Annotated in this window: 23 protein-coding genes; 12 read left to right on the forward strand and 11 right to left on the reverse strand. The window is 61.9% G+C overall.

The window, feature by feature from the left end:
- The first annotated feature begins 1 nt into the window (after nt 1).
- From JQ863_RS05855 to ftsH, 6 genes are all read left to right on the forward strand, one after another.
- Nucleotides 2-1,120 (forward strand): energy transducer TonB, encoded by a 1,119-nt coding sequence (locus JQ863_RS05855; RefSeq protein WP_204113375.1) that lies wholly within the window; start codon nt 2-4, stop codon nt 1,118-1,120.
- Complete coding sequence (gene tolB, locus JQ863_RS05860) at nt 1,117-2,460, forward strand: Tol-Pal system beta propeller repeat protein TolB (protein WP_204113376.1); 1,344 nt, start codon at nt 1,117-1,119, stop codon at nt 2,458-2,460. Before JQ863_RS05855 ends, tolB begins: the two co-directional genes overlap by 4 nt.
- Nucleotides 2,461-2,542: 82 nt before the next feature.
- On the forward strand, nt 2,543-3,052 hold the full coding sequence (pal, locus tag JQ863_RS05865; protein WP_204113377.1) for a peptidoglycan-associated lipoprotein Pal: 510 nt from the start codon (nt 2,543-2,545) through the stop codon (nt 3,050-3,052).
- A gap of 16 nt (nt 3,053-3,068) precedes the next feature.
- On the forward strand, nt 3,069-3,911 hold the full coding sequence (gene ybgF, locus JQ863_RS05870) for a tol-pal system protein YbgF (protein WP_204113378.1): 843 nt from the start codon (nt 3,069-3,071) through the stop codon (nt 3,909-3,911).
- A gap of 22 nt (nt 3,912-3,933) precedes the next feature.
- A complete protein-coding gene (gene tilS / locus JQ863_RS05875) occupies nt 3,934-5,199 on the forward strand; it encodes a tRNA lysidine(34) synthetase TilS (RefSeq protein ID WP_239113214.1) in 1,266 nt (421 codons plus the stop codon).
- Nucleotides 5,200-5,295: 96 nt separating this feature from the next.
- On the forward strand, nt 5,296-7,212 hold the full coding sequence (gene ftsH, locus JQ863_RS05880) for an ATP-dependent zinc metalloprotease FtsH (RefSeq protein WP_204113379.1): 1,917 nt from the start codon (nt 5,296-5,298) through the stop codon (nt 7,210-7,212).
- A gap of 67 nt (nt 7,213-7,279) precedes the next feature.
- Here the strand turns inward: ftsH and JQ863_RS05885 are convergent, their stop codons facing one another.
- A complete protein-coding gene (locus tag JQ863_RS05885) occupies nt 7,280-8,176 on the reverse strand; it encodes a LysR family transcriptional regulator (RefSeq protein ID WP_204113380.1) in 897 nt (298 codons plus the stop codon).
- Between the two features lie 96 nt (nt 8,177-8,272).
- On the opposite strand from JQ863_RS05885, the gene JQ863_RS05890 reads away from it, so the two are divergent.
- The 5 genes from JQ863_RS05890 (at nt 8,273) to folD (ending at nt 12,345) form a co-directional block, all read left to right on the forward strand.
- Nucleotides 8,273-8,503, forward strand: coding sequence for a hypothetical protein (locus tag JQ863_RS05890; protein WP_204113381.1), 231 nt, complete (start codon nt 8,273-8,275; stop codon nt 8,501-8,503).
- Nucleotides 8,504-8,580: 77 nt separating this feature from the next.
- Complete coding sequence (locus tag JQ863_RS05895; protein WP_204113382.1) at nt 8,581-9,183, forward strand: MOSC domain-containing protein; 603 nt, start codon at nt 8,581-8,583, stop codon at nt 9,181-9,183.
- A 180-nt stretch (nt 9,184-9,363) separates the two neighbouring features.
- Nucleotides 9,364-11,040, forward strand: coding sequence for a formate--tetrahydrofolate ligase (locus JQ863_RS05900; protein ID WP_204113383.1), 1,677 nt, complete (start codon nt 9,364-9,366; stop codon nt 11,038-11,040).
- Between the two features lie 63 nt (nt 11,041-11,103).
- A complete protein-coding gene (locus JQ863_RS05905) occupies nt 11,104-11,409 on the forward strand; it encodes a chorismate mutase (RefSeq protein ID WP_204113384.1) in 306 nt (101 codons plus the stop codon).
- Nucleotides 11,410-11,442: 33 nt separating this feature from the next.
- On the forward strand, nt 11,443-12,345 hold the full coding sequence (gene folD / locus JQ863_RS05910; protein ID WP_204113385.1) for a bifunctional methylenetetrahydrofolate dehydrogenase/methenyltetrahydrofolate cyclohydrolase FolD: 903 nt from the start codon (nt 11,443-11,445) through the stop codon (nt 12,343-12,345).
- Between the two features lie 2 nt (nt 12,346-12,347).
- Here the strand turns inward: folD and JQ863_RS05915 are convergent, their stop codons facing one another.
- On the reverse strand, nt 12,348-12,722 hold the full coding sequence (locus JQ863_RS05915; protein WP_239113215.1) for a PaaI family thioesterase: 375 nt from the start codon (nt 12,720-12,722) through the stop codon (nt 12,348-12,350).
- A 552-nt stretch (nt 12,723-13,274) separates the two neighbouring features.
- On the opposite strand from JQ863_RS05915, the gene JQ863_RS05920 reads away from it, so the two are divergent.
- Complete coding sequence (locus JQ863_RS05920) at nt 13,275-13,730, forward strand: LytTR family transcriptional regulator DNA-binding domain-containing protein (protein ID WP_204113387.1); 456 nt, start codon at nt 13,275-13,277, stop codon at nt 13,728-13,730.
- A gap of 14 nt (nt 13,731-13,744) precedes the next feature.
- On the opposite strand, the gene pdeM is transcribed toward JQ863_RS05920, so the two are convergent.
- The 9 genes from pdeM to pcaD form a co-directional block, all read right to left on the reverse strand.
- Entirely contained in the window at nt 13,745-14,410 is a 666-nt protein-coding gene (gene pdeM / locus JQ863_RS05925; RefSeq protein ID WP_204113388.1) for a ligase-associated DNA damage response endonuclease PdeM, read from the reverse strand.
- A gap of 49 nt (nt 14,411-14,459) precedes the next feature.
- Entirely contained in the window at nt 14,460-16,877 is a 2,418-nt protein-coding gene (locus JQ863_RS05930) for a ligase-associated DNA damage response DEXH box helicase (protein ID WP_204113389.1), read from the reverse strand.
- Between the two features lie 5 nt (nt 16,878-16,882).
- Complete coding sequence (locus JQ863_RS05935) at nt 16,883-17,173, reverse strand: ArsR/SmtB family transcription factor (RefSeq protein ID WP_204115066.1); 291 nt, start codon at nt 17,171-17,173, stop codon at nt 16,883-16,885.
- 132 nt (nt 17,174-17,305) lie between these two features.
- Entirely contained in the window at nt 17,306-18,535 is a 1,230-nt protein-coding gene (locus JQ863_RS05940; RefSeq protein WP_204113390.1) for a mandelate racemase/muconate lactonizing enzyme family protein, read from the reverse strand.
- Between the two features lie 43 nt (nt 18,536-18,578).
- The gene (locus JQ863_RS05945) at nt 18,579-19,670 is read right to left on the reverse strand and encodes a Zn-dependent alcohol dehydrogenase (protein ID WP_204113391.1); all 1,092 of its coding nucleotides are present in this window, start codon (nt 19,668-19,670) and stop codon (nt 18,579-18,581) included.
- 94 nt (nt 19,671-19,764) lie between these two features.
- On the reverse strand, nt 19,765-20,967 hold the full coding sequence (locus JQ863_RS05950) for a TCR/Tet family MFS transporter (protein WP_204113392.1): 1,203 nt from the start codon (nt 20,965-20,967) through the stop codon (nt 19,765-19,767).
- Nucleotides 20,968-20,983: 16 nt separating this feature from the next.
- Nucleotides 20,984-22,321, reverse strand: a complete 1,338-nt coding sequence (locus JQ863_RS05955) for a lyase family protein (RefSeq protein WP_204113393.1) — start codon at nt 22,319-22,321, stop codon at nt 20,984-20,986.
- Nucleotides 22,322-22,330: 9 nt separating this feature from the next.
- On the reverse strand, nt 22,331-23,035 hold the full coding sequence (locus JQ863_RS05960; RefSeq protein ID WP_204113394.1) for an alpha/beta fold hydrolase: 705 nt from the start codon (nt 23,033-23,035) through the stop codon (nt 22,331-22,333).
- Nucleotides 23,028-23,816 (reverse strand): 3-oxoadipate enol-lactonase, encoded by a 789-nt coding sequence (gene pcaD / locus JQ863_RS05965; RefSeq protein ID WP_204113395.1) that lies wholly within the window; start codon nt 23,814-23,816, stop codon nt 23,028-23,030. The genes JQ863_RS05960 and pcaD overlap by 8 nt, the downstream gene beginning before the upstream one ends.
- Nucleotides 23,817-23,846: the final 30 nt, after the last annotated feature.

Genomic DNA, 23,846 nt, shown 5'->3' on the forward strand with positions numbered 1-23,846 from the left:
ATTGCATATCGGGCATTATATCTCGGGCGCCGCGCATGCGGGTCTGATCGGCTGGGCGCTTCTGGCCGGGGTTTTTGCCTCGGAGCCACCTGAATTTGAGATTGCATCGGTGTCCATGATCTCGACCGAGGATTTCGAGGCTGTGCTGAGGGCGCAAGAGACGCCAAGGCCGGAAACCGATGTGGCGATGCCTGTTGCCCCCGAAATCAATCCCGAACCGCCTGCGACGACACCTGAAGCGGACCCCGATGTGACGCGCCCGACCCCGGTCGAGACTGAAACGGCAGAGCCGGACGTAAAGCCCGACCTCAGCGACATATCCGCGCCGCAGCCCGCTGATGTGACGGACGACGCGCCGCAACTTCCGCAGCCCGAGACCGATACCGCCGCGCTGAAACCACGCACGGCGCCTGACGCAAGCCCGCGCCCTGCGCCGCGCGTCGCGCCGCAACCGGTGGCTCCGCCGCCGCCAGACAGCAAGATTGACGATACGCTGCGCGAAGCCTCTGAGCCGGCCGAAGCGCCCGCCGAGGTGAAACCGGTGGAAGAGGCAACCGCCCCGGAAGAGGCCACCGACCAGATCGTCACCGAGCCGAAACAGACAGCCAATGCCGCTCCTGCTGCGTCGCTGCGGCCCAAGATGCGGCCCACTCGCCCGGTTGAGAAACCGGCAGAGACACCAACAGAAACCGCTGCTGCGAAACCGGCGGACTCGACACCGGCCAAAAGCGATGCCGTGAACGCGGCCCTGGCCGAGGCGATGGCGGCCGACACTGCGGACACAGCCGCCGCCCCATCCGGCCCGCCGCTGACTTCGGCGGAAAAGGACGGGCTGCGGATCGCGGTGCAGGACTGCTGGGTCGTCGATGTCGGCAGCCAGGCGGCCAATGTCACTGTGACGGTCGGCATGTCGCTTGACCGTAATGGGCGGGTGCAGGGTGACATTCGCCTTATCGGTGCCACCGGCGGCGACTCGACCGCCGCAAATACCGCGTTCCAGGCCGCGCGGCGTGCAATTCTGCGCTGCCAAAAAGACGGCTATAAACTACCGCCCGAGAAATACGACTCGTGGCGTGACGTCGAGATTACTTTCAATCCAGAGAAAATGAGGTCCCGATGACCAGATTTCCAGCAAACATCCTGACCGCTCTTTGCACTGTCCTTTGCTTTGCCGCGCCTTTCGCGGTCTCACCGGCGCATGCGCAGAACGGTCCCTTGCGGATTGAAATCACCGAGGGCGTGATCGAACCCCTGCCGTTTGCGGTGCCGACCTTTGTAGCCGAGGGCAGCGGTGCGGCACAATATGCCGACGGTTTGAGCAAGGTCATCGCCGCCGACCTGACGGGCACGGGGCTGTTTCGCGAAATTCCAGAAAGCGCTTTCATCAGCCAGATCACCAACTTCTCTTCCCCGGTACAATTCGCCGACTGGAAGGCGATCAATGCGCAGGCTTTGATTACCGGGGCGGTTTCGGTTTCAGGCCGTCAGCTTGAAGTCAAGTTCCGCGTCTACGATGTGTTCGCCGGGCAGGAACTGGGCAATGGCTTGCGGTTTACAGGCACGATCGAAGGCTGGCGCCGCATGGCCCACAAGGTTGCGGACGAGGTCTATTCGCGGATCACGGGCGAAGGCGGCTATTTCGACAGCCGCGTCGCATTTGTCAGCGAAACCGGGCCCAAGGGTGATCGACAGAAACGTCTTGCGATCATGGATTACGACGGCGCAAACCTGCAATATTTGACGGATGCCTCGACCATCGTCCTGAACCCGCGATTTTCACCGCTTGGTGACCGGATTCTTTATACCAGCTACGAAAGTGGTGTGCCCCAGATCTATACGTTGGATGTGGCGAACGTGCAGCGGCAGGCGCTGGGTGGCAGCGACGGCGGCATGACCTTCGCACCGCGGTTTTCGCCGAATGGCCAGGAAGTGGTCTATTCGTCCGAGACCGGGGGCAATACGGATATCTTTCGGCTGAATATTGCCACCCGCCAGATCCTACGATTGACGTCATCCCCGGCGATCGACACCGCGCCCTCGTTCAGCCCGGACGGTCGCCAGATCGTGTTCGAAAGCGACCGCTCGGGAACGCAGCAACTCTACGTGATGCCGGCCGAGGGTGGTGAACCCAAGCGCATCAGTTTCGGGCAGGGGCGCTATGGCACGCCTGTCTGGTCACCGCGCGGTGACCTGATTGCGTTCACAAAGCAAAACAAGGGCCGTTTCCACATTGGCGTCATGCGTACAGACGGCAGCGAGGAGCGCCTTCTGACCGCATCTTTCCTGGACGAAGGCCCCACCTGGGCGCCCAACGGCCGCGTAATCATGTTTACCCGCGAAACGCAGGGCGCGGCCGGGACATCTTCGCTCTATTCGGTCGACGTGTCGGGGCGGAACCTGAAACGGGTCAAACTGGAAGGCGGCGGGTCGGACCCGAGTTGGTCGCCGCTACTGAAATAACGGGCGTTCCCACCCGTGGGGACGATGTGATATGAAGCGCCCGAAGCAGTTGGGCAAAACGATAAAACGAGAGGCACAACCCATGAAACATATGACACGCATTGCGCTGGTCCTGGGTGCGCTCACCCTGGCCGCATGTGCAAATCCCGGCGGTTCGGGCAGCGGCCCGTTTTCCAACCCGTCGGCAAATGGCATCACCCCGGGTAGCGTCAGCGACGAGACCTCGCCCGCCTACTTCCAGCAGGCGATCGGGGACCGCATCCTGTTCGAAGTCGACCAGTCGTCGTTGAACGAGGACGCGCGGCTTGTTCTGTTGGCGCAGGCAAACTGGCTGATGGCCAACACCGACTATGACGCGGTCATCGAAGGTCATGCCGACGAACAGGGCACGCGGGAATACAACCTTGCCCTGGGCGCACGCCGCGCCAATGCCGTGAAAGAGTTTCTCGTGTCGCAGGGCGTCGCTGGTGCGCGTCTGAGAACGGTAAGCTATGGCAAGGAACGCCCGATCGAGATCTGCTCGGACGAGGCATGCTACGCCCAGAACCGCCGCGCCGTGACCGTGCTGTCGGCGGCTGGCCTGAGCGGATAAGAAGGCAGGTAACAAGATGCGCCTGATCCCGGTTCTGGTCCTTTCCCTTGCAGTCACGCTGGCGCTTCCGGTGTCGGCGCAGTCGACAAAACAGGAAACGCTGGCGGATATCCGTCAGCAACTTACCCTGCTTTACGGTGACGTCCAGCGGCTGAAGAGAGAGCTGTCGACGACCGGAGGGGTGTTCGGCCAAAGTACCGGGGGCGGGTCGGCTCTGGAGCGCATGGACCTGATCGAGCGCGAATTGCAGCGCCTGACCAACAAGACGGAAGAGCTTGAATTCCGCATCCAGCGGGTTGTCGAGGATGGCACCAACCGGGTCGGTGATCTTGAGTTCCGTCTGGTCGAACTGGAAGGCGGCGACGTTAGCACCTTGGGTGAGACCACGACACTGGGTGGCGACGTCGAAACCGGGTCACCCTCGACCGGTGGCTCAAACGCCGGTTCCGGGACGGTGGCGCAGCCGACAGAACTGGCCGTGGGTGAACGCGCCGATTTCGATCGTGCGACCGCGGCGCTTGAAGGCAGCGATTTTCAAAGCGCGTCGGACCAGTTTGCAGCCTTTACCACCACCTATCCCGGCAGTCCGCTTGAATCCGAGGCCCATTTGCGGCGCGGTCAGGCGCTTGAGGGGCTAGAGCAGCTGACAGGCGCCGCGCGCGCTTACCTTGAGTCCTATTCGCGCAACCCTACCGGGGCCACCGCACCCGAGGCACTGTATCGTCTTGGCGCGACGTTGGGCAGGCTGAACCAGCAGAACGAAGCCTGCGTCACGCTGGGCGAGGTCGGCTATCGCTATCCAGACTCAAGCTACGCCGGCGATGCCGATACCGAGATGCTGCGATTGGGGTGCTCCTGATCAGCTTGCAGCCGTCCCGCGATTGTCCGAGATTGTGCGGGTGAACACCCCGGATCAAATCCAACCCGCCTTTGACGCGGCCATGGAAAGCCTGTTTCCCGACTCGCCCCCGGTGCGGTTGGGCTTAGGGTTGTCGGGTGGCGGCGATTCCATGTCTCTGCTTCTGTTGCTGGTCAATTGGGCCCGGCAAAACGGAACCATAGTTGAGGCGTTGAGTGTCGATCACGGTTTCCGTCCCGAGGCGAAGGATGAGATCGCGCTTGCCGCACGCCAGTGCGCCGCGCTTGGCGTTGCGCATCAATCCAACGACTGGCGATGGGACGGGGGCGGCAACTTGCAGGACGCGGCGCGGCAGGCGCGACGCGCCGCCTTTTCCGAGTGGCAGCAAACGGCCAAACTTGATGCGGTGGCGCTTGGGCACACCGCCGACGATCAGGCCGAAACCGTCCTGTTGCGACTGGCGCGGGGATCGGGTGTGGACGGGCTTGCTGCGATGGAGCCGCGCAGCACTCAACCCAACTTGATCCTGATCCGACCTTTGCTTGGCCTGCGCCGCGCTGACCTGCGGGCATACCTTTCGGCAAAAGGCGCGTCTTGGGCGGATGATCCGTCAAATGATGATCCCCGTTTCGACCGTGTCCGCGCGCGGCAATTGCTTTCGGCGCTGGCGCCTTTGGGACTGACCGTCGACCGCCTGACACGCACGGCGCAACAGATGCAATCGGCGCGCACGGTCCTGAGGCGCGCCGCGCGCCACCAAGCGGTGGAAACCGTTGCAATGGATCGCGGCGATTTGATGCTGGATCTGGCGGCGCTGGAGGCCACTGAGTTTGAGACCGCTCACCGTGTTCTTGCCGCTGCTCTGAGCTTTGTTTCGGGTCAGCAGTACCGCCCGCGATTTGACCGTCTGGCGCAGACCTTGGCATCGCGCAAAACTGCCACACTGCACGGCTGTCTTTTGACCTTTGATGCCGAGCGGCTGAGGGTCTCCCGCGAACCGGCTGCAGTGGCAGGGTTGGCATGTGCACCTGATCAAGTCTGGGACGGACGCTGGCGTCTGATCGGACCGGCGCAGGACGGCATGGAAATCCGCGCGCTTTCCGAAGCCGGTCTGCACCAGTGTACAGAGTGGCGCAATGCCGGGTTACCGCGCCAAAGCCTTGCCGCGTCACCTTCGATCTGGCTTGAGGATCGCCTAGTTGCGGCGCCTTTGGCCGGTCTGGAAAACGGCTGGAGCGCGGAACTTCTGCCCGAAAAGGCCAATTTCGCCGCATATCTGCCCTTGTGAGGCGACAATCGCATTGAACCTTGGCCGGTGATGTCTATTTAACATCCCATACCGCTGTGCTAGGCACGGCGAGGTAATACGCTTGGGAGATTTGCCTTGGGCAACGCACGCAATATCGCCTTCTGGGTGGTTCTGTTTCTTTTGATCCTGGCCCTGTTCAATCTGTTCAGCGGCGGAAATTCGACCCTTCAAAGCCGCGAGATCAGCTATTCCGACTTCGTCGCCGCCGTCGAGGACGGCACCGTGTCGAACGTGACGCTGGACGGCGAAAAGGTGCAATTCCGCGGGGCCGACGGCAGCGACTATGTTGTGATCCGGCCTGAAGACGCCAAGGTAACCGATCTTCTGATCGCGAATGACGTGCCGGTACGCGCGAAAAGCCAGGAAACGTCCGGGTTCACCTCGTTCATCGTTAGCCTGTTGCCTTTCCTTCTGCTGATTGGTGTCTGGATCTATTTCATGAACCGCATGCAGGGCGGCGGCAAAGGTGGCGCAATGGGCTTTGGAAAGTCCAAGGCCAAGATGCTGACCGAGAAACATGGCCGGGTGACCTTTGACGACGTCGCGGGCATCGACGAGGCCAAGGAAGAGCTGGAAGAGATCGTCGAATTCCTGCGCAACCCGCAGAAATTCTCGCGTCTGGGCGGCAAGATTCCGAAAGGCGCGCTGCTGGTTGGTCCTCCGGGCACCGGTAAGACGCTTCTGGCGCGTGCGATTGCGGGCGAAGCGGGCGTGCCGTTCTTCACCATCTCTGGTTCCGACTTCGTGGAAATGTTCGTCGGTGTCGGTGCGTCCCGTGTCCGTGACATGTTCGAGCAGGCTAAGAAGAACGCGCCCTGTATCGTCTTTATTGACGAGATCGACGCCGTGGGTCGCCATCGTGGGGCCGGTTATGGCGGCGGCAATGACGAACGTGAACAGACGCTCAACCAGCTGCTGGTCGAAATGGACGGGTTTGAGGCCAATGAAGGTGTGATCATCCTGGCTGCCACGAACCGCAAAGACGTGCTGGACCCGGCGCTGCTGCGCCCCGGTCGGTTCGACCGCCAGGTCACCGTCGGTAACCCCGACATCAAGGGCCGCGAGAAGATCCTTGGCGTGCATGCCCGCAAGACTCCGCTGGGTCCGGACGTCGATCTGCGCATCATTGCGCGCGGCACGCCCGGTTTCTCGGGCGCCGATCTTGCCAACCTCGTGAACGAGGCTGCGCTGATGGCGGCGCGTGTCGGGCGGCGTTTCGTGACGATGGAAGATTTCGAGAACGCCAAGGACAAGGTGATGATGGGGGCCGAGCGCCGCTCGATGGTGCTGACGCAGGACCAGAAGGAAAAGACCGCCTATCACGAGGCCGGCCACGCCGTCGTGGGGCTGAAGCTGCCCGAGTGCGACCCGGTCTACAAGGCGACGATCATTCCGCGCGGCGGTGCGCTTGGCATGGTGGTCAGCCTGCCCGAGATGGACCGTCTGAACTGGCACCGCGACGAATGCGAACAGAAACTGGCGATGACCATGGCGGGCAAGGCCGCCGAGGTCATCAAATACGGTGAGGACCATGTCTCGAACGGGCCAGCAGGCGACATCATGCAGGCCAGCCAACTGGCGCGTGCCATGGTGATGCGCTGGGGTATGTCGGACAAGGTCGGCAACATCGACTATGCCGAGGCCCATGAGGGCTATCAGGGCAATACCGGCGGCTTCTCTGTGTCGGCCCATACCAAGGAACTGATCGAGGAAGAGGTGAAGCGCTTTATCCAGGCTGGCTATGACCGTGCCTTCCAGATCCTGACCGACAACAAGGACGAATGGGAACGTCTGGCGCAGGGGCTGCTGGAATACGAAACCTTGACCGGGGATGAGATCAAGCGCGTCATGGAAGGCGAGCCGCCGCAGGCACCTGATGACGGCGACGATACGCCGGATGAAGGCAACGCGCCTTCGGTCACGGCGATTCCCAAAACCAAGCCGCGCAAACCCAAAGGCGACGGCGGGATGGAACCGGAACCTTCGGCCTGACAAGATAGCTAATAACGCCCGGGACATGATCCCGGGCGTTTGCATTCTGCAACGCCTGTTCGGTGTATTACTTGTAAATTGCCGCGTATCGGGGCGCAAAGAACTTCACGAAAGTTCTGACCTCCCGGCGGCGATAAGCGTCCGGCGAAATCAGGATCAGGTGCGGCACGTTGAGGGCCTCGGGGGGATCGAAACACCGTATCAATGTGCCGTTCTTCACGTCGGACTCGGCCATCCGAACATTCATCAGTCCAACGCCCTGACCTGTGCGTACCGCGGCATCACGCAGGCTTGCTTCGCTAAATTTTTGATAGATCCGTTCTTCTGGAACCTGTTGTCTGAGCCATTTATAAATCCTGGGCGTGATGGCGTCGTGACGCAGGGCAAGGATCTTGTGGTCCTTCAACTCTTGCGGCGATGCAGGAAACCCGTGCCTTTCCGCATAGCTGGCCGCACAGAACATCGTGAACTGCGCCGTGCTGACCTTTCGACAGACCAACTCGGGGTCGGGCTGTGTCCAGGCCAGTCGAAGCGCGATGTCGGCTTCACCCGCCATCAGGTCAAATACCCGCGCACCAGGCAGGAACTCGAACTCGATCTCGGGGTGGCGCGCGCTGAAGTCGTTGAAGATGTCGGTCGATCTGCCGCTAAGATTGGCGGCAAAGGCGGTAATGCGGATTGGCCGTGGGCGCCGCAGGGTTGACGCTTTTTCAGCAAAGGACAGGGCGGCGCTTTCCATCCGTTCTGCCTCGTCCCTCAGCAAATGCGCGTTCTGCGTTGGTCGGAACCCGCGCGTGTCGCGTTCAAACAGAACAAGCCCAAGGACGTGTTCCAAGGCATCAATGCGCCGCGCAACGGTTGGCTGGGCAATACCAAGCTCGCTCGAGGCTGCCAGGGTCGACCCCGTCCGCATCACGGCAAGAAACACGCGAATATCTGACCAATTGTCGAAATCGCTCTTCATTTTTGTAGAACAGCACATCGCCAGCCCGGATACCAAGCGCTTTTTGGCCGGGCTAGGATGCAGGGAAACCAGCCCAAGCAACCGGAGATGACCAGTATGACAACGCTATCCGCTTTTGCCCCGCCGTTCATGTCGCAGCTGTTTCAGATGTCGATGCGCGTGTTCCCCGGCAACCGTCCGACAAGCGATCCGGTCACCAGAGACCAAGAAAACATGGACCGCGCACGCCGTGATTTCATCCGCGACGTGATCGAGACAAATCCCGATGCCTTTACCAGCGATATTGATATCCAGTTTATGATGCAGGCCTATCCTGGCAAGTTCTGAATGCGCAGGGAAAAACAGGGTTGAACCGGTTGCGGCAACTGGCCAGCTTGGGCGCACGCCGCAGCAGGAGACCGCCGATGCCCGCCTTGATCCCTACCGACTACTATGCCGAGATTACTTGGATCGGCCGCGTCGCCGACAGTGCATCCTCGTTGAAGGCCGCGCCTTTGTCACACGCGACATTGCAATTCGGTGGGATCGCTGGAGAATGTCACGGCGGGCTGACGCGCCTTTCGTGCAGCCGTGTAACCAGCCAGCATCCAAAGGGAACCGAGATCGCCAACGTCCGTCAATTGTCGATTGTCAGCCAGGAAGACCTTGACGCGATTGCCGCCGAGATCGGGTTGGATGCGTTGCATCCTTCTTATGTCGGTGCTTCGCTTGTTCTCAGCGGCATTCCCGACTTCACCCACATCCCTCCGTCGTCACGCTTGCAGGCCGATAGCGGTGCGACGCTGGTTGTGGACATGGAAAACCGTCCTTGCATTTTTCCGGGGCGGGTCATCGAGGCTGATTTTCCCGGTGCGGGAAAGAAGTTCAAGCCCGCCGCCACAAACCGTCGCGGCGTGACGGCGTGGGTCGAACGGCCGGGTGAGATCCAGGTCGGAGGCCGCATGCGGCTTCACGTCCCTGACCAACCGGTTTGGGCGCAGCTGGCCGAAGTTCGATCCAGCGCATGAGTTTTGCCGCGTGGCAGCGATCTGGCGCGCCATCGGGCAAAAATCCACCTAACGGAAACCCTTGTTTCCCGCTTCGACGCAAGCAGCGCGGAAAATGTCGGATTCTCCCTCTTTGTGCCGTTGCCGCCGCGCTATCAAAGCGTCAAACACTGCGGCCAAGGCCTCAACAGGGGAAAGACAATGAGTTTCAAATCAGACATTGAAATCGCCCGCGAAGCGAAAAAGCGCCCGATACAAGAGATCGGCGCGAAGCTGGGGATCGGGTCGGACGACCTTCTGCCCTATGGCCATGACAAGGCCAAAGTCAGCCAGGATTTCATCCAGTCCGTCCACGGCAACAAGAACGGCAAGCTGATCCTTGTTACGGCGATCAACCCGACACCGGCGGGGGAGGGCAAGACGACGACCACGGTAGGGCTTGGTGACGGGCTGAATGCAATTGGCAAGAAGGCGGCGATCTGTATCCGCGAAGCCTCGCTCGGGCCGTGTTTCGGGATGAAAGGCGGGGCCGCCGGCGGTGGATATGCGCAGGTTGTGCCGATGGAGGAAATGAACCTTCATTTCACCGGGGATTTCCACGCGATCACGGCGGCGCACAACCTGCTGTCGGCGATGATCGACAACCACATCTACTGGGGCAACGCGCTGGAAATCGACGAGCGCCGGATCACATGGCGCCGGGTGATGGACATGAACGACCGTGCGCTGCGCGATATGGTCGTCGGGCTGGGCGGCGTGCCGAACGGTTTCGCCCGCCAGACCGGGTTCGACATCACCGTTGCGTCTGAAGTGATGGCAATCCTCTGCCTGGCGACCGATCTGGAAGACCTTGAAAAGCGGTTGGGGGACATCATCGTCGCCTATACTCGCGAGCGCAAACCAATCTATGCGCGTGACATCAAGGCCGATGGCGCGATGACGGTTCTTCTCAAGGACGCGATGCAGCCGAACCTTGTGCAGACGCTGGAAAACAACCCGGCCTTCGTGCATGGCGGACCGTTTGCCAACATCGCGCATGGTTGTAACTCGGTCATTGCGACCACGACGGCGCTGAAAGTTGCCGACTACGTGGTGACCGAGGCCGGTTTTGGTGCTGACCTTGGCGCCGAGAAGTTCATGAACATCAAGTGCCGCAAGGCCGGCCTTGCGCCGGACTGCGTGGTTCTCGTGGCCACTGTGCGGGCGATGAAAATGAACGGCGGTGTCGCCAAGGCCGATCTTGGAACTGAGAATGTCGAGGCGGTCGAGAAAGGTTGCCCCAACCTGGGCCGCCATATCGCCAACCTCAAACGGTTCGGTGTGCCCGTTGTGGTCGCCATCAACCACTTCGTCAGCGATACCGACGCCGAGGTTCAGGCGGTGAAGGACTATGTCGCCAGCCAGGGGTCGGAGGCGATCCTGTGCAAGCACTGGGCCGAAGGCTCGGCCGGGGTCACCGATCTGGCCGAACGTGTTGCCAAGATCGCCGACAGCGGCGCCAGCCAGTTCGCGCCGCTTTATCGCGACGACATGGGGCTGTTCGAGAAGATCGAGACTATCGCCAAACAAATCTATCGTGCCGACGAAGTGCTGGCGGACAAGAAGATCCGCGACCAGCTGCGCGCCTGGGAGGACGCCGGATATGGGCATCTTCCGGTGTGCATGGCAAAAACCCAGTATTCCTTCTCGACCGATCCGAACCTGCGCGGCGCGCCCACTGGACACTCGGTCCCGGTCCGCGAGGTGCGGCTGTCGGCGGGGGCGGGGTTCATTGTTGTGATCTGCGGTGAGATCATGACCATGCCGGGCCTGCCGCGCGTTCCATCGGCGGAAGCCATCCGACTGAATGACGCAGGCCATGTCGAGGGCTTGTTCTAAGGCGGCAAAACAGGGTACTGCGGCCCCGTGAGATTCTTGCTTGCCGGGCCGTAGGACAGATCAATGACCGACCGCATCCCACCCAAAGATTGCCTCGACATGGGGGGCCTCAGGGACCAGATCGACCTGCTTGATCGAGACCTAGTGGCGCTGTTGCGGGACCGGGCGGGATATATTGACCGGGCGATTGAGCTGAAACAGGAAAACGGCTGGCCGGCGCGCATCCCATCGCGGGTCGAGGACGTGGTGCAGAAAGTTCGCGCCGCGGCCGTGGCACAGGGGCTGGACGCCGAACTTGCCGAAACCCTTTGGCGTCACTTGATTGACTGGTCCATTGACCGCGAAGCGCGGGTCCTCGCGGCAGAGTAATCCCCGGTATCAGGGACAGAAACGGAGAACGACATGGCGGCAATCCTCATCGACGGCAAGGCATTTGCAGCAACGGTGCGCGAGAAGGTGGCGGCCCATGTCGCCCGGCTGAAGTCCGATCACGGCATCACGCCAGGGCTTGCAGTTGTGTTGGTGGGCGAAGACCCGGCAAGCCAGGTCTATGTCCGCTCGAAAGGCAAGCAGACGGTCGAGGTCGGCATGAACTCATACGAGCACAAGCTTGAGGCCGACACGTCCGAGTCTGACCTTCTCGCGTTGATCGACCAGCTGAACAATGACCCCGCCGTGAATGGCATCCTGGTGCAGCTTCCCTTGCCGGGACACCTGAACGAGGACCTGGTGATCAACGCGATTGACCCGGCCAAAGATGTCGACGGGTTTCATATTTCCAACGTCGGCCTTCTGGGGACAGGGCAGAAATCCATGGTGCCCTGCACGCCGCTGGGCTGCCTGATGATGCTGCGCGATCACCACGGTTCGTTGTCGGGTATGGATGCGGTGGTCATTGGCCGCTCCAACATTGTTGGCAAGCCGATGGCGCAGCTTCTTCTGGGGGACAGCTGCACCGTAACCATCGCCCATAGCCGCACCAAGGACCTGCCCGACGTGGTGCGCCGCGCCGATATCGTGGTGGCAGCGGTCGGCCGTCCGCAGATGGTGCCGGGTGACTGGATCAAACCCGGCGCGACCGTGATTGATGTAGGTATTAACCGCATCGACGCGCCAGAAAAAGGCGAAGGCAAGACTCGTCTCGTCGGGGATGTGGACTTTGACAGCGCGGTTCAGGTGGCAGGTGCCATCACGCCCGTGCCGGGCGGTGTCGGGCCGATGACCATTGCCTGCCTCCTTGCCAATACCGTGACCGCCTGCTGCCGTGCCAACGGGTTGGAAGAACCCGAGGGCCTGACGGCCTGAGTCTAACCTTTGGGAAAGACCGGCATCATTGTGCCGGTCAGCAGCGCGACATGCAGCCGCTTGTCGTTTTCCTCGGCCCAGACATCGGCCTGAACGATCATCAGCCGTCGCCCGGGTTTGATCACCCGCCCCGTGGCGACCAGCCGGTCGCCGGTGCCGGGGGCCAGCAGGTTTATTTTCATCTCGGTGGTCAGGACATCGGCGTCCCGAGGCATCAGCGACAGTGCCGCATAACCCGCCGCCGAATCCCCGATCCCGAATGTCAGCGCGGCATGGGCAAAGCCCTGTTGCTGCCGGCAAGTGGTAGGAATGGACGAGGTCAAAGTGACGCGGCCCTCAGAGATTTCCGATATGGACGCATCAAGTGTTGCCATCATAGATTGATTTTCAAAACTTTTTTCAATCTTGGTCGCAATTTCAGGAGACAACATGCAGGTCTTTACCCTTTTCTGAAAGTGCCTGTATTCTAAGCACCAACCTCAGATGACGTGTCGCGCCCGTCAAGCGCGCCGCAACGTCCGAAATGCCATTTTTGAGCCAATTGAATGATGACTTTTCCTTCCGGGGACGATTTCAAGACCGCGTTTTCCGAAACATTCTCTGGCCTGAACTCCCGGCCTGTGCTGCTGTTTTGTATCCTGTGCGCAGCGGCGGCTGGGGTGGCTGGACCCTTTGGGACCTATTCCGCGCTCACCCCATTGGCGCGAATGGCCTACTGGGGGAGCCTTGTGGTGCTGTCGGTGCCGCTGGGCTATGCAGCTTACGCGATCAGCCTGGCGTTTTTCCGTGACCGTAGCCTACTTGTAAGAAATGCAAGTGCTGTCCTGCTGGGATCTGTTTTCATCACAGGGCTGGTTTGGGTCGAAACCTACTTTTTTGCAAAAGCTACAAACTCCCGACCGCCACCACTCCGGGAACTTGCCGCGTTCGTGTTTCTGATTACCGCGCTGGGCGGCGTCGCGCGCCATGTGATTGACCAGTTCACGCAGCGCCAGATTGATCACACGAGAAAAGACGCGCCACCGGAAGAATCCCGGCCTGTATCCGCGCCTGCGCTTTTGCCTGATGCGTGTCAACCAAGGCTTCTGCGCCGTTTGTCGGCGCAATGGGAGGGGCAGATCTTCAACCTTTCGGTCGAGGATCACCTTGTCATCGTCGCCAACAATCACCGCGAGGAAAGGCTGCGGATGCGGTTTGGCGACGCGATTGACGAAATGGATGGGGTTCTGGGCATTCGCGTGCATCGGTCGCATTGGGTGGCGCAACATGCCATCGACAGAATCGAACGATCCAAGGGCCGGGTTTTTGTCGCGCTCACCAACGGGGCTCGTGTCCCGGTCAGTCGCACCTACCTGCCGGCGTTGGAGCGGTATCTGCGCGACTGAGTGGCCCCGAGTTTTCAGCCACGCGGCATCGGCAGAATGCGCGGAGTCTGACCGGTGACAATGGCCATGGCCTCTGGGCGCATGAGACCGGCCAGCGCTTCGTCCGACGACCGCAATCCGCCGGTGAACGTGCCATAGGCCGGCAGGATCACCCGATCGCTGTCAAACAGGAAAGCGGGGCGCGAGATGCCGCGCAAACGGGTCTGTACCCGAACCTTGGGGTGATAGTGTCCCGAAACTTCGCCCGAGCGACCGGGCCGTGCGATATGGCGGAAGGTCAGCGGCGGCAGGGGCAGTTCAGCCAGATGGCTGCCCCCCAGGTCGACCGGTCCGGGGTCGTGATTGCCCTCGATCCAGACCCAGCGACGGCCCGCCTGAAGGCGGTTGATCCACAGCCGGTCCTCGTCGGGCAAACCCCGTGCAGCGCCAAGGTCGTCGAAACTGTCCCCTAGGCAGATCACTGTCGCCGCGCCGGTTCGCATCAGGTCGTTTTCCAGCCGGATCAGGGTGTCACGGGTTTCATAAGGTGGCAGGTGGGCGCCGCCATTGCGGGCAATGCGCTCGGATTTTCCAAGGTGCAGGTCCGATACGCACAGCAGCCGTTTTTCGGCCCACCATAACGCGCCCGTTCCAAGCGCGGTCAGGCGCGCGCCCGCCAGAGAGAAGTCTTGCCCAAGCATGATGCTGACCTAGCCAAAGCACGCCGGACAAAGCAAGCGCAATCACTGCCTAAGACCCACCAAGCCCGGCTTCGGCCATCAACGCGGCAGTTTCTTCTGCCAGAAGGCGCTCGTCGGCGCTGCCGGGAACCGAGACCTTGCCAACCTCAAGGAACAGTGGTGCGGCCAGTGGCGTCACGCGGTCCAGTGTCACATGGTCGATCCGGTCGCCCACGCGCTCCAGCATCTCGTCGATACGGGCGAAATCGACCAGCCCGCGCATCGCTTCTTCACGGGTGATGTCCAGAAGCAGGTGGCCGGGGTCATATTTCATCAGCGTGTCATAGAGGATTGAAGACGAGAAACTGGTCTGACGCCCGGTGCGGCGCTGGCCGATCACGTTGCGGTCGAGAAGCCCGGATATGGTGGCCACGGCGCGAAAGGATTTGCGCATCAGGGAATTGCCGGCAAGCCAGGTGTCCAGCCCTTGGTGCAGCCGATCCCGGTCCAAAAGCGGCGCGGGATCGGTGACCGCGTCCAACCCCCAGATCAGCGTGGCGTAATCGGTGGACACGAACCCCATCGGCGCCAACCCCTGTTCCTCCATCCTCTTGGTCAGCAACAGGCCAAGCGTCTGCTGGGCGTTGCGGCCCGCAAACCCATAGACACAGACATGGTTGCGCCCGTCATGGGGGAAGCTTTCAATCAGCAGCCGGCCCGGTTGCGGCAGTTGCGACACGTCCCGCTGCAGCGCCAGCCAGTCGGCGGTATGGGGCGGAAGTTCGGGCCACCGCTGCTGCTGGAACATGCGGAGGATGCGTTGCGACAGTTGCGTTGACGTGGCGAATTTCGTGCCCATGAAGGTGGCGATCTTTGGCTTGCGGGTGGCGTTGCGGCTGACCTCGACTGTCATTTCCCGCATCGATTCAAATCGCACCACCTTGCCGCCCATCAGGAAGGTGTCGCCGGGTGTCAGCGAGGCGGCAAAGCCTTCCTCGATCTCGCCCAAAGGCGCGCCACCGCGACTGCGCTGGTAACGCACCTTCAGCGTGTCGGTGTCCTGAATGGTGCCCGCGTTCATGCGAATGCGCAGCGCACCGCGCGGGTCGCGCAGCTGCCACAACCCATCCGCCCGTTGCATCAACCGCTGATAGCGGTCATAGGCTTTCAGCGCGTATCCCCCCGTCGCCACGAAGTCGAGGCAGCGGTCGAATTCCACCCGAGTCAGGGTGGTATACGCCCCGACTGACGTGACTTCGACATAGAGTGCGTCCGCGTCAAAGGGGCCAGCGCAGGCGGTCAGCAGGATGTGCTGGCATAACACATCGCGTGGGCCGCTTGCCCTTGTCTCGCCATCGAGGTCATGCGCTTTCACAGCCTGCAACGCGGCGACGCATTCGATCACTTCGAACCGGTTGGCGGGCACCAGAAGCGCCTTTGAGGGCGCGTTGTATCGGTGGTTGGCGCGGCCGATCCGCTGGACCAGACGCTTGACGTTCTTCGGCGCACCGATCTGAATCACAAGGTCCACGTCGCCCCAGTCGATGCCAAGATCGAGACTGCCGGTGCAGACGATCGCCCGCAATTCGCCCCGCACCATCGCCGCCTCGACTTTCTCGCGCTGGGTGCGGTCAAGCGATCCGTGATGGATGCCGATTGGCAGACCGTCGTCATTTGCCAGCCAGAGGTTGTGAAAGAAAATCTCGGCCTGTGCGCGGGTGTTGTGGAAGATCAGCGTGGTCTTGTGGCGCTTGACCTGTTCCAGAACCGCCGGGATCGCATAGGCTGCACCGCCACCGGACCACGGCGGCGCGTCTTCCGTGGTCAGCATCGCTATGTCTGGATCGGGACCCGGATCGGCCATCAGGATCGGGCAGGGATCGGGGTGGCGGGCCAGCAAAGCGGCGATCTCTTCGGGCTTGTCGACCGTGGCCGATAACCCAACCCGACGCAGATCTGGACACATGCCCTGCAGGCGCGACAGGGTCAGCATCAACTGGTCGCCGCGCTTGCTTTCGGCAAGGGCATGGATCTCGTCAACGATCACCCGCTTTAGCCCATTGAACATGCGCGGGGCGTCTTCGTAAGATGTCAGCAGTGCCAGGCTTTCGGGTGTGGTCAAAAGGATATGCGGTGGGTCGGCACGCTGGCGTTTCTTGGCGGTGTTTGAGGTATCGCCCGTACGGTCTTCGATGCGGATATCCAGCCCCATCTCGTCAACCGGTGTGCGCAGGTTGCGCTTGATGTCCGCTGCCAGCGCCTTCAGAGGCGAGACATAAAGCGTGTGCAGGCCGTCATGCTCGCCATCGGCAAGGTCAACCAGTGTCGGCAGGAACCCCGCCATGGTTTTGCCACCCCCGGTCGGCGCGATCAGCAACAGCGCGGGTGCATCTGCCCGTTGCAACATGTCGATTTGATGCGGGTGCGGAGACCATCCCCGCCGCGAAAACCAGTCCTGAAATGTGTCGGGAAGCCGGGTCTCGGCCACGGGGGTCAGCCTTCGTCGGGAGCGCAGAACAGGCGATAGAGCAGCGCAATCACCTCGGACGTGCTTTCATTGGCAAGGCTGTAATAGATCGTTTTGCCATCGCGTCGGGTGGTGACCATGCCTTCCTCGCGCAGACGCGCCAGCATCTGACTGACAGCAGCCTGCCGGATTCCCAGAAGCTCTTCCAACTCGCCCACGGATTTTTCGCCAGACCCAAGGTGGCACAGGATCATCAGCCGCCCTTCATGGGCCAGCGTCTTGAGAAAGGCCGCTGCGCTTTGCGCGCTAGAGGCCATTTCGGACGGGGGCGCGGGTGGTTGCTGCACGTTCACGTCAAGGGACTCCTGTTGATCCAGGCAATATCTAGCACGTGATTTCTCAAAGTGCGAGAGAGTGTGCGGATCGTGGCCAGCGCGATGGCGTTCGTGTCAGGTTTTGACCGGTGACCCTCCGCCGAAGTTGTTCGCGCCGACATAGCTGCATGGGTCATCCTGCATCTGCAAATGCAGACCGTCGCCGTCATAAGGATGGGCGCGGGCAAGTTCCTCGTCGAAATCGATGCCCAGCCCCGGCGCGTCGGTCGGGACAACAAAGCCGTCTTCCACCGTCAGGGACGACCGGATCAGGGCGTCGTGGAACGGGGTTTCGATGGTTTCGATCATCAATAGGTTCGGGATTGAGGCGGCCAATTGAATATTCGCAGCCCATTCCACCGGTCCGGCGTAAAGATGCGGAGCCATCTGCGCGTTATAGACCTCGGCCATGGCGGCAACTTTTTTCATCTCCCAGATGCCGCCAGCCCGACCTAGCGCCGGTTGCAGGATCGTCGCAGCACCTTCCCGCAATACCGGGGCAAATTCAGCCTTGGTACAGAGCCGTTCACCCGTTGCGACGGGGATCGACGTGGCGGCAGCAACACGGGCCATGGCCGCGATGTTGTCGGGCGGCACGGGTTCCTCGTACCAAAGCGGTGAATAGGGCTCGATCGCCTTGGCCAGCCTAATTGCGCCGCCGGTGGTGAACTGCCCGTGGGTGCCGAACAGCAGGTCCGCCCGGTCGCCCACCGCCTCGCGAATGGCTTTGCAGAAGGCAACGGAAAGAGAGATGTCGCTCATCGCGGGCATGTGGCCACCGCGCATCGTGTAAGGCCCGGCAGGGTCAAATTTGACCGCCGTATAGCCCTTGGCCACAAGATCCAGCGCGCTTTCGGCGGCCATCTCGGGCGAGACCCAGAACTTGTCCAGATCGTGGTGGGGCAGGGGATAGAGATAGGAATAGGCCCGAAGACGGTCATTCATCCGCCCGCCAATCAACGCGTGAACCGGGCGGTCGCGGTCCTTGCCAAGGATGTCCCAGCAGGCGATCTCAAGCCCCGAGAATGCGCCGATCACGGTCAAGTCGGGCCGCTGGGTGAAGCCCGAGGAATAAGACCGGCGAAACAGTTTTTCGATGTTCTCCGGGTTCTCGCCGTGGAAATAGCGGTCAAACAGGTCGTGAATCACGGCGCGCATGGTCTCGGGGCCAACGGACGAGGCATAGCATTCGCCCCAGCCGGTAATGCCGCTGTCGGTGGTCAGCTTGACAAATATCCAGTAGCGCCCGCCCCAGCCCGGTGCCGGAGGGGAGGTCACGATGACATCCAGATCGGTCAGTTTCATAACGCTAGCTCCGGGATAATGAGTATTTTCGGCAAGAAAGAAATCAGTTTTGGTCGAACAGGATCACATTGCGTTTGGCGGCGCCGGTCTTGGTGTCGGCAATGGCCTCGTTGATCTGGTCAAGGGTCCAGCGGCCGGAAATCAGCTCGTCCAGTTTGAGCCGCCCTTGTTGGTAGAGGTCAACCAGCCACGGGATGTCACGCTGGATCACGACGTCGCCCATTTTCGAACCGATCATGCCCTGACCAAGCGCGGCGAGGATAACCGGTTCATAGGTCGACATCGCGCCGGAATGGGGCATTCCGATCATGATGACCTTGCCGGTGGGGGCCAGGTAGCGTGGGGCGTCGTCATAGGCGGGAATGGCGCCAACTGTGACCAGCACCGCATCCGCGCCGCGCCCCATGGCACGCATGGCCGCAATCCAGGGTTTCTTCTGGGTGGCAAGGACGCCGTCCGTCGCGCCGAAGTCGCGGGCGATGGCCAGTTTGTCTTCGCTCATGTCGACGGCAACGATGCGGCGTGCGCCTGCAATCCGTGCCCCTTGTATTGCATTGAGGCCAACCCCTCCTGCGCCGATAACAACCACGTCCTGTCCAGCGCGCAGCCCGGCGGCGTTTACCGCCGCGCCGACCCCGGTGATCACACCACAGGAAATCAACGCGGCGGCGTCCATTGGCAAATCACCCGGAACCTTGACGATCTGGCTTTGCGAAACGACGACCTTTTCGGCAAAGGCGCCGCAGGCCATCGCCTGATGCAGCTTGCTGCCCGTTGCGGTGGTCAATGGCCCCTTGTCGCCATCATAAGGCGTTTCGCAGACCGTTGGTTTGCCGCTGGTGCAGGACGGGCAGGACCCGCAGGCTCGGATCAGGGTGACGATAACCGGGTCGCCCGGCGCGAACCTGCTGACACCTGCACCCACCGCCGTCACCCGTCCGGCGGCCTCGTGACCGTAGACCGCAGGCAGCGACCCGCCCCAGCCGCCCTCGGCATAGGATATATCGGAATGGCAGATGGCGACGGCATCCAGCGTGACTTCGACCTCTCCCATCTCGGGCGCGCGCAGGTTGACCTCTTCTATGACAAGCGGCTTGCCGAACTCGTGGCACACGGCGGCCCTGATTTTCTGCATCTGGACTGACTCCCCATTCCTTTTGGTCAGCGTGGCCCGTGAAGGGGCGCGCTGGCAAGGCTGAATGAGACATCACGTGTCGTAATCCGACCCCTTATCCCCGTCGGCGACTTTTGGCGAAAAGCGCAAGAGTGCCCAGCATCAGAACTGTCGACAACAGGAACGGAGCGCCGGGCAGGTAGAACGGCGCCTCGGGGCGGGTAAAGTAGGCAAACGTCTGGGTCATGGCGATAGGCGCTACAATCGTGGCCAGCGACATCAGGCTGGCCAGTACACCCTGCAATTCGCCCTGCGCGTCATCCGGGACCCGGCGCGACAGGATCGCCTGCAACGCCGGCAGGCCGATCGCCCCCAACGCCGCGACCGGGATCGAGGCAAACAACGCCGCCGTGGTCCAGACGAAGGCAAGGAAAATCATCGTGGCCGTTTCGATGGTCAGGCCAATGGTCACCGTCGCGCGATCTCCGAACCGTCGCACCGAAGGGCTGACCAACAGACCCTGAACAAGCGCGAATCCGGCACCGTAAAGCGCCAGCGAGAGGCCGATCATGCCGGGGCTCCAGCCGAAACGCTCGGTTGTGAAATAGGGCCAGATCGCCGGATAGACCGCACCGGCCACCTGGTAGAGGAAGAAGACGACTAGCAGAAGTTTCAACTCGGGCAGCCTGCCAACCGCACGAAACGCGCCAAGCGGGTTGGCGCGTTTCCACGAAAACGGGCGGCGGATGGCATCCGTAACGGTTTCCCGCAGCACCAGCGCGCCAAAGATCACGTTGGCAAAGGACAGGCAGGCGGCCGCCCAGAACGGCGCACGTGTTCCGAACTCGGCCAAAAGCCCGCCGACAATCGGGCCCAACACGAAGCCGATGCCAAATGCGGCCCCTATCAGGCCGAAGTTGCGGTCCTTTTCTTCCGGCGCAGAGACATCGGCGATGAAGGCCGACGCGGTCGAGTGGGTGGCGGCAGTGATGCCTCCGACAATCCGGCCCAGCAGCAGAAGCCACATTGCCCCTGCGACGGCCATCACCACGTAGTCCAGCGCCATCACAAAAAGCGACACCAAAAGCACGGGCCTGCGCCCATAGCGGTCCGAGAGGTTGCCGATAATCGGACCGAACAGGAATTGCATCACCGCAAAGGCGGTGGCCAATATGCCCCCCCAGACGGCGGCGTCGGCGATGTCGCCGCCACCGATATCCCGGATCAGGTCAGGCATCACCGGCAGGATCAAACCGATCCCCATGGCGTCGATGACCACCGTGGTCAGGATGAAGGTGATTTGCAGTTGTTTCGACATTTGCGAAGCAGCGCCCTCAGGCCTTGGTTCCGGTGCGAACCCGGGAGGCAAAAGCGCGGGCATCGTCGGCCGCCGTTCCGGTCTGTGCCTCGTGGCGGAACAGGTCCGCACTGTCGAGATCGGGCCAGTCCCGCGCCACAAGCTGGTCAAGTGGCGTTGCCGATTTCACGGCTTCCTGACACAGCGCCTTGGTCGTGGCCTGGGCGTCAGGGCGGGGCATCCGGCTGGCCAGTGCGAACGACAGCGCCTCGGCGTGAATGAGACCCAGCTGACCGTCAAGCGCGGCTTCCATTGCCTCGGTGTTCGGGGCGATTGCGTCTGACAGTGCCTTGGCATGGTTCAGCGCCGCCGCCGCACCAAGGGCCAGTTGCGGCAGACTCATCCATTCGGTCATCATTGCGGCCCCGTCGCGCTGGGCGCGGGGCATGCCAGCCCCCTGCAGCGCGGCGTTGAGCGCGGTGGCCATGCGCGCAAGCGTCACCAGCGCAGATGGCGCAACGGGGTTCTGTTTCTGCGGCATGGTCGAGGATCCGCCCGCGCCGACAAGCGTGATCTCGCCAATGCCGGTCTGCATCATCGCGCTGACATCCTCGCCCATCTTGCCAAGCGCCACGGTCAGTCGGGTCAGCCAGCTTGCGACGCGCAGCACTGGCCCGCGATCGACATGCCACGAGCGCCCCGGATCGGTCAGGCCAAGCGCTTTGGCCAGAGCCGCCCGGGTTTCACGCGCTTTTGGACCCAGCGCGTTTGCCGTTCCCGCTGCTCCCGACAGTGAAACCGGTAGCCCGGCGGCGATGAGGTTTGTCAGTTCATCATGCAGATCGGCCATCGGCTGACCCCATTCCGCCACTTGCGCGCCGAAGGTCGTGACCGTGGCATGCTGCCCCCAGGTGCGCGCCGCCATCGGGGTAGCGGCATGGGCATCGGCGCGTTCGGCAAGGGCTGTCAGCACGTCTGAGAGGGCGGTATCACAAAGACCCAGAAGCTGACGCAGGCGCAGCATCATCGCGGTGTCGACAATGTCCTGAGACGTCGCGCCCCAATGCACATACTGGCTGTGGTCCGGCGCTTCCATCGCCTTTCGGAACTCGGCCAGAAGCCCCGGCACCGGAACGCCATTGGTGCCAACCGATGCCGCCAGACCCGCCGGGTCGATCTGCACCTCCATCGCCGAGCGGTGGATGAAGAACGCGCTGTCCTCGGGGATCACACCCAGTTCGCCCTGAACCTTGGCCAAAGCGCCCTCGACTAGAAGCATGGCGCGGACCTCGGCGGTGTCGGTGAACAGGCGGCCTGCCTCTCCGGGCGCAAAAAGCTTGGAATATAGGGGGCTGTCAAAGACGGAACCGGCCATGGGGCCTCCTTAGATGATGTCGTCGATCAGACGGGCAAGACCCACCGGATCGGAAAAGAACGGCGAATGGCTGGTCGGCATCTCGAAGACGTCGACGGTGGGCCAATCGGCGGTCATCTCGACCTGAAACTCGGGCGGGATGGTGCGATCGCCCATGCAGCGGATATAGGATTTCGGAACGGCGGCAAAGCCCGGCCCCAGGGCAATCGGCGTTTCCTGCGGCGCGATCGCCTGGGGAGACAAGTTGCGGGCGGCAAATGCCACAGCCTCGACCGGGCAGTCGTGATAGAAAACGTCGACGACCTTGTCCGGGTCGATGGTGAAACTGATCCCGTCGTCAGATTTCACCACAGCATGTAGCAGGGGCTGGCGCGGGGCAAGGCGGCGCATTTCGGCCAGTGACAGCCCGTCGCGCGGGACATAGGCACAGAGATAGATCAGCCGCGACACCCGGCCCGGCGCAAGATCAACGGCGCGGCTGATCGGGTAGCCACCCCAGCTGTGGCCGACAACCACGGTGTCATCCCCCAGCCCAGCGACTACGGCCTCGGCGCAGTTTTCCAGCGTCACCTCGGAAAGCGGCGTCTTGTCTTCCCCGTGGCTTGGCATGTCGATGGCGCGGACCGAATGACCAAGATCCTGCAAGGCAGGGATCACGTCGCGCCAGCACCACGCGCCATGCCCCGATCCATGCACCAGAAGGATGTCAGACATGCCCGGTTTCTTTCAGGAACCCGGTCAGGATCGCGGCGTATTCCTCGGGTTTCTCGACGCAAGGAAGATGCCCGGCACGGCGGATCAGTTCGAACCGCGAACCCGGCACAAGGTCAACGGTTTCGCGCACCAGGTCGGGCGGGGTGGCGCCGTCCTCGGACCCGGCGATGCCCAGAACAGGAAGGCGCAGGGCGGCGGTGGGCGTATAGAAATCAGTGCCCGCAATCGCCGCGCCGCAGCCGCAATAGCCCTCGGCCGGTTGCCGCTCCAGCATGTTCTGCCACAGAGCAAGCTCGGGCGTGGCAAGGAAATCCTTTGAGAACCAGCGCTGCATCGTGGCCTCGGAAATTGCCGCGATCCCGCCCTTGGAAATGGCGTCGATCCGGTCTTGCCACAACTCGCGCGTGCCGATCTTGGCGCCAGTGTTGGACAGCACCATTGCGCGCACAAGATCCAGCCGCTTGGCCGCCAACCCCTGGGCGATCAAGCCGCCGATCGACAGGCCAACGAACATCGCATCCTTGACTTTCAGATAGTCCAATAGCTGTTCGATATCACGCACCAGCGCGCCCATCGTGTAAGGCCCTTTGGGAGATTCCGACAGTCCATGGCCGCGCTTGTCATAGCGGATGATTTTCAAACCAGCGGGCAGGTGCGGCAGGATCGGATCCCACAGCCGGAAATCGGTGCCAAGAGAATTGGCAAAAACCACGGGCGCCCCGTCAGGGTCCCTATCAACGCGGTAGTGCAGGCGAATGCCGTCAAGGTCTGCAATCTTCATCGTGGTCTCCGGTCGTCGAACTTGGAATAA

Origin of the sequence: Shimia biformata, assembly GCF_016888515.1 — a bacterium.
In the GTDB taxonomy this organism is placed as follows: domain Bacteria; phylum Pseudomonadota; class Alphaproteobacteria; order Rhodobacterales; family Rhodobacteraceae; genus Shimia_A; species Shimia_A biformata.

What these genes read in the sequence shown, in the direction of transcription:
- tolB (WP_204113376.1), top strand. Translation starts at nt 1,117, where the DNA reads ATGACCAGATTTCCAGCAAACATCCTGACCGCTCTTTGCACTGTCCTT.
- pal (WP_204113377.1), top strand. Translation starts at nt 2,543, where the DNA reads ATGAAACATATGACACGCATTGCGCTGGTCCTGGGTGCGCTCACCCTG.
- ybgF (WP_204113378.1), top strand. Translation starts at nt 3,069, where the DNA reads ATGCGCCTGATCCCGGTTCTGGTCCTTTCCCTTGCAGTCACGCTGGCG.
- JQ863_RS05885 (WP_204113380.1), bottom strand. Translation starts at nt 8,176, where the DNA reads ATGAAGAGCGATTTCGACAATTGGTCAGATATTCGCGTGTTTCTTGCC.
- JQ863_RS05890 (WP_204113381.1), top strand. Translation starts at nt 8,273, where the DNA reads ATGACAACGCTATCCGCTTTTGCCCCGCCGTTCATGTCGCAGCTGTTT.
- JQ863_RS05895 (WP_204113382.1), top strand. Translation starts at nt 8,581, where the DNA reads ATGCCCGCCTTGATCCCTACCGACTACTATGCCGAGATTACTTGGATC.
- JQ863_RS05900 (WP_204113383.1), top strand. Translation starts at nt 9,364, where the DNA reads ATGAGTTTCAAATCAGACATTGAAATCGCCCGCGAAGCGAAAAAGCGC.
- JQ863_RS05905 (WP_204113384.1), top strand. Translation starts at nt 11,104, where the DNA reads ATGACCGACCGCATCCCACCCAAAGATTGCCTCGACATGGGGGGCCTC.
- folD (WP_204113385.1), top strand. Translation starts at nt 11,443, where the DNA reads ATGGCGGCAATCCTCATCGACGGCAAGGCATTTGCAGCAACGGTGCGC.
- JQ863_RS05915 (WP_239113215.1), bottom strand. Translation starts at nt 12,722, where the DNA reads ATGATGGCAACACTTGATGCGTCCATATCGGAAATCTCTGAGGGCCGC.
- pdeM (WP_204113388.1), bottom strand. Translation starts at nt 14,410, where the DNA reads ATGCTTGGGCAAGACTTCTCTCTGGCGGGCGCGCGCCTGACCGCGCTT.
- JQ863_RS05935 (WP_204115066.1), bottom strand. Translation starts at nt 17,173, where the DNA reads ATGGCCTCTAGCGCGCAAAGCGCAGCGGCCTTTCTCAAGACGCTGGCC.
- JQ863_RS05940 (WP_204113390.1), bottom strand. Translation starts at nt 18,535, where the DNA reads ATGAAACTGACCGATCTGGATGTCATCGTGACCTCCCCTCCGGCACCG.
- JQ863_RS05945 (WP_204113391.1), bottom strand. Translation starts at nt 19,670, where the DNA reads ATGCAGAAAATCAGGGCCGCCGTGTGCCACGAGTTCGGCAAGCCGCTT.
- JQ863_RS05950 (WP_204113392.1), bottom strand. Translation starts at nt 20,967, where the DNA reads ATGTCGAAACAACTGCAAATCACCTTCATCCTGACCACGGTGGTCATC.
- JQ863_RS05955 (WP_204113393.1), bottom strand. Translation starts at nt 22,321, where the DNA reads ATGGCCGGTTCCGTCTTTGACAGCCCCCTATATTCCAAGCTTTTTGCG.
- JQ863_RS05960 (WP_204113394.1), bottom strand. Translation starts at nt 23,035, where the DNA reads ATGTCTGACATCCTTCTGGTGCATGGATCGGGGCATGGCGCGTGGTGC.
- pcaD (WP_204113395.1), bottom strand. Translation starts at nt 23,816, where the DNA reads ATGAAGATTGCAGACCTTGACGGCATTCGCCTGCACTACCGCGTTGAT.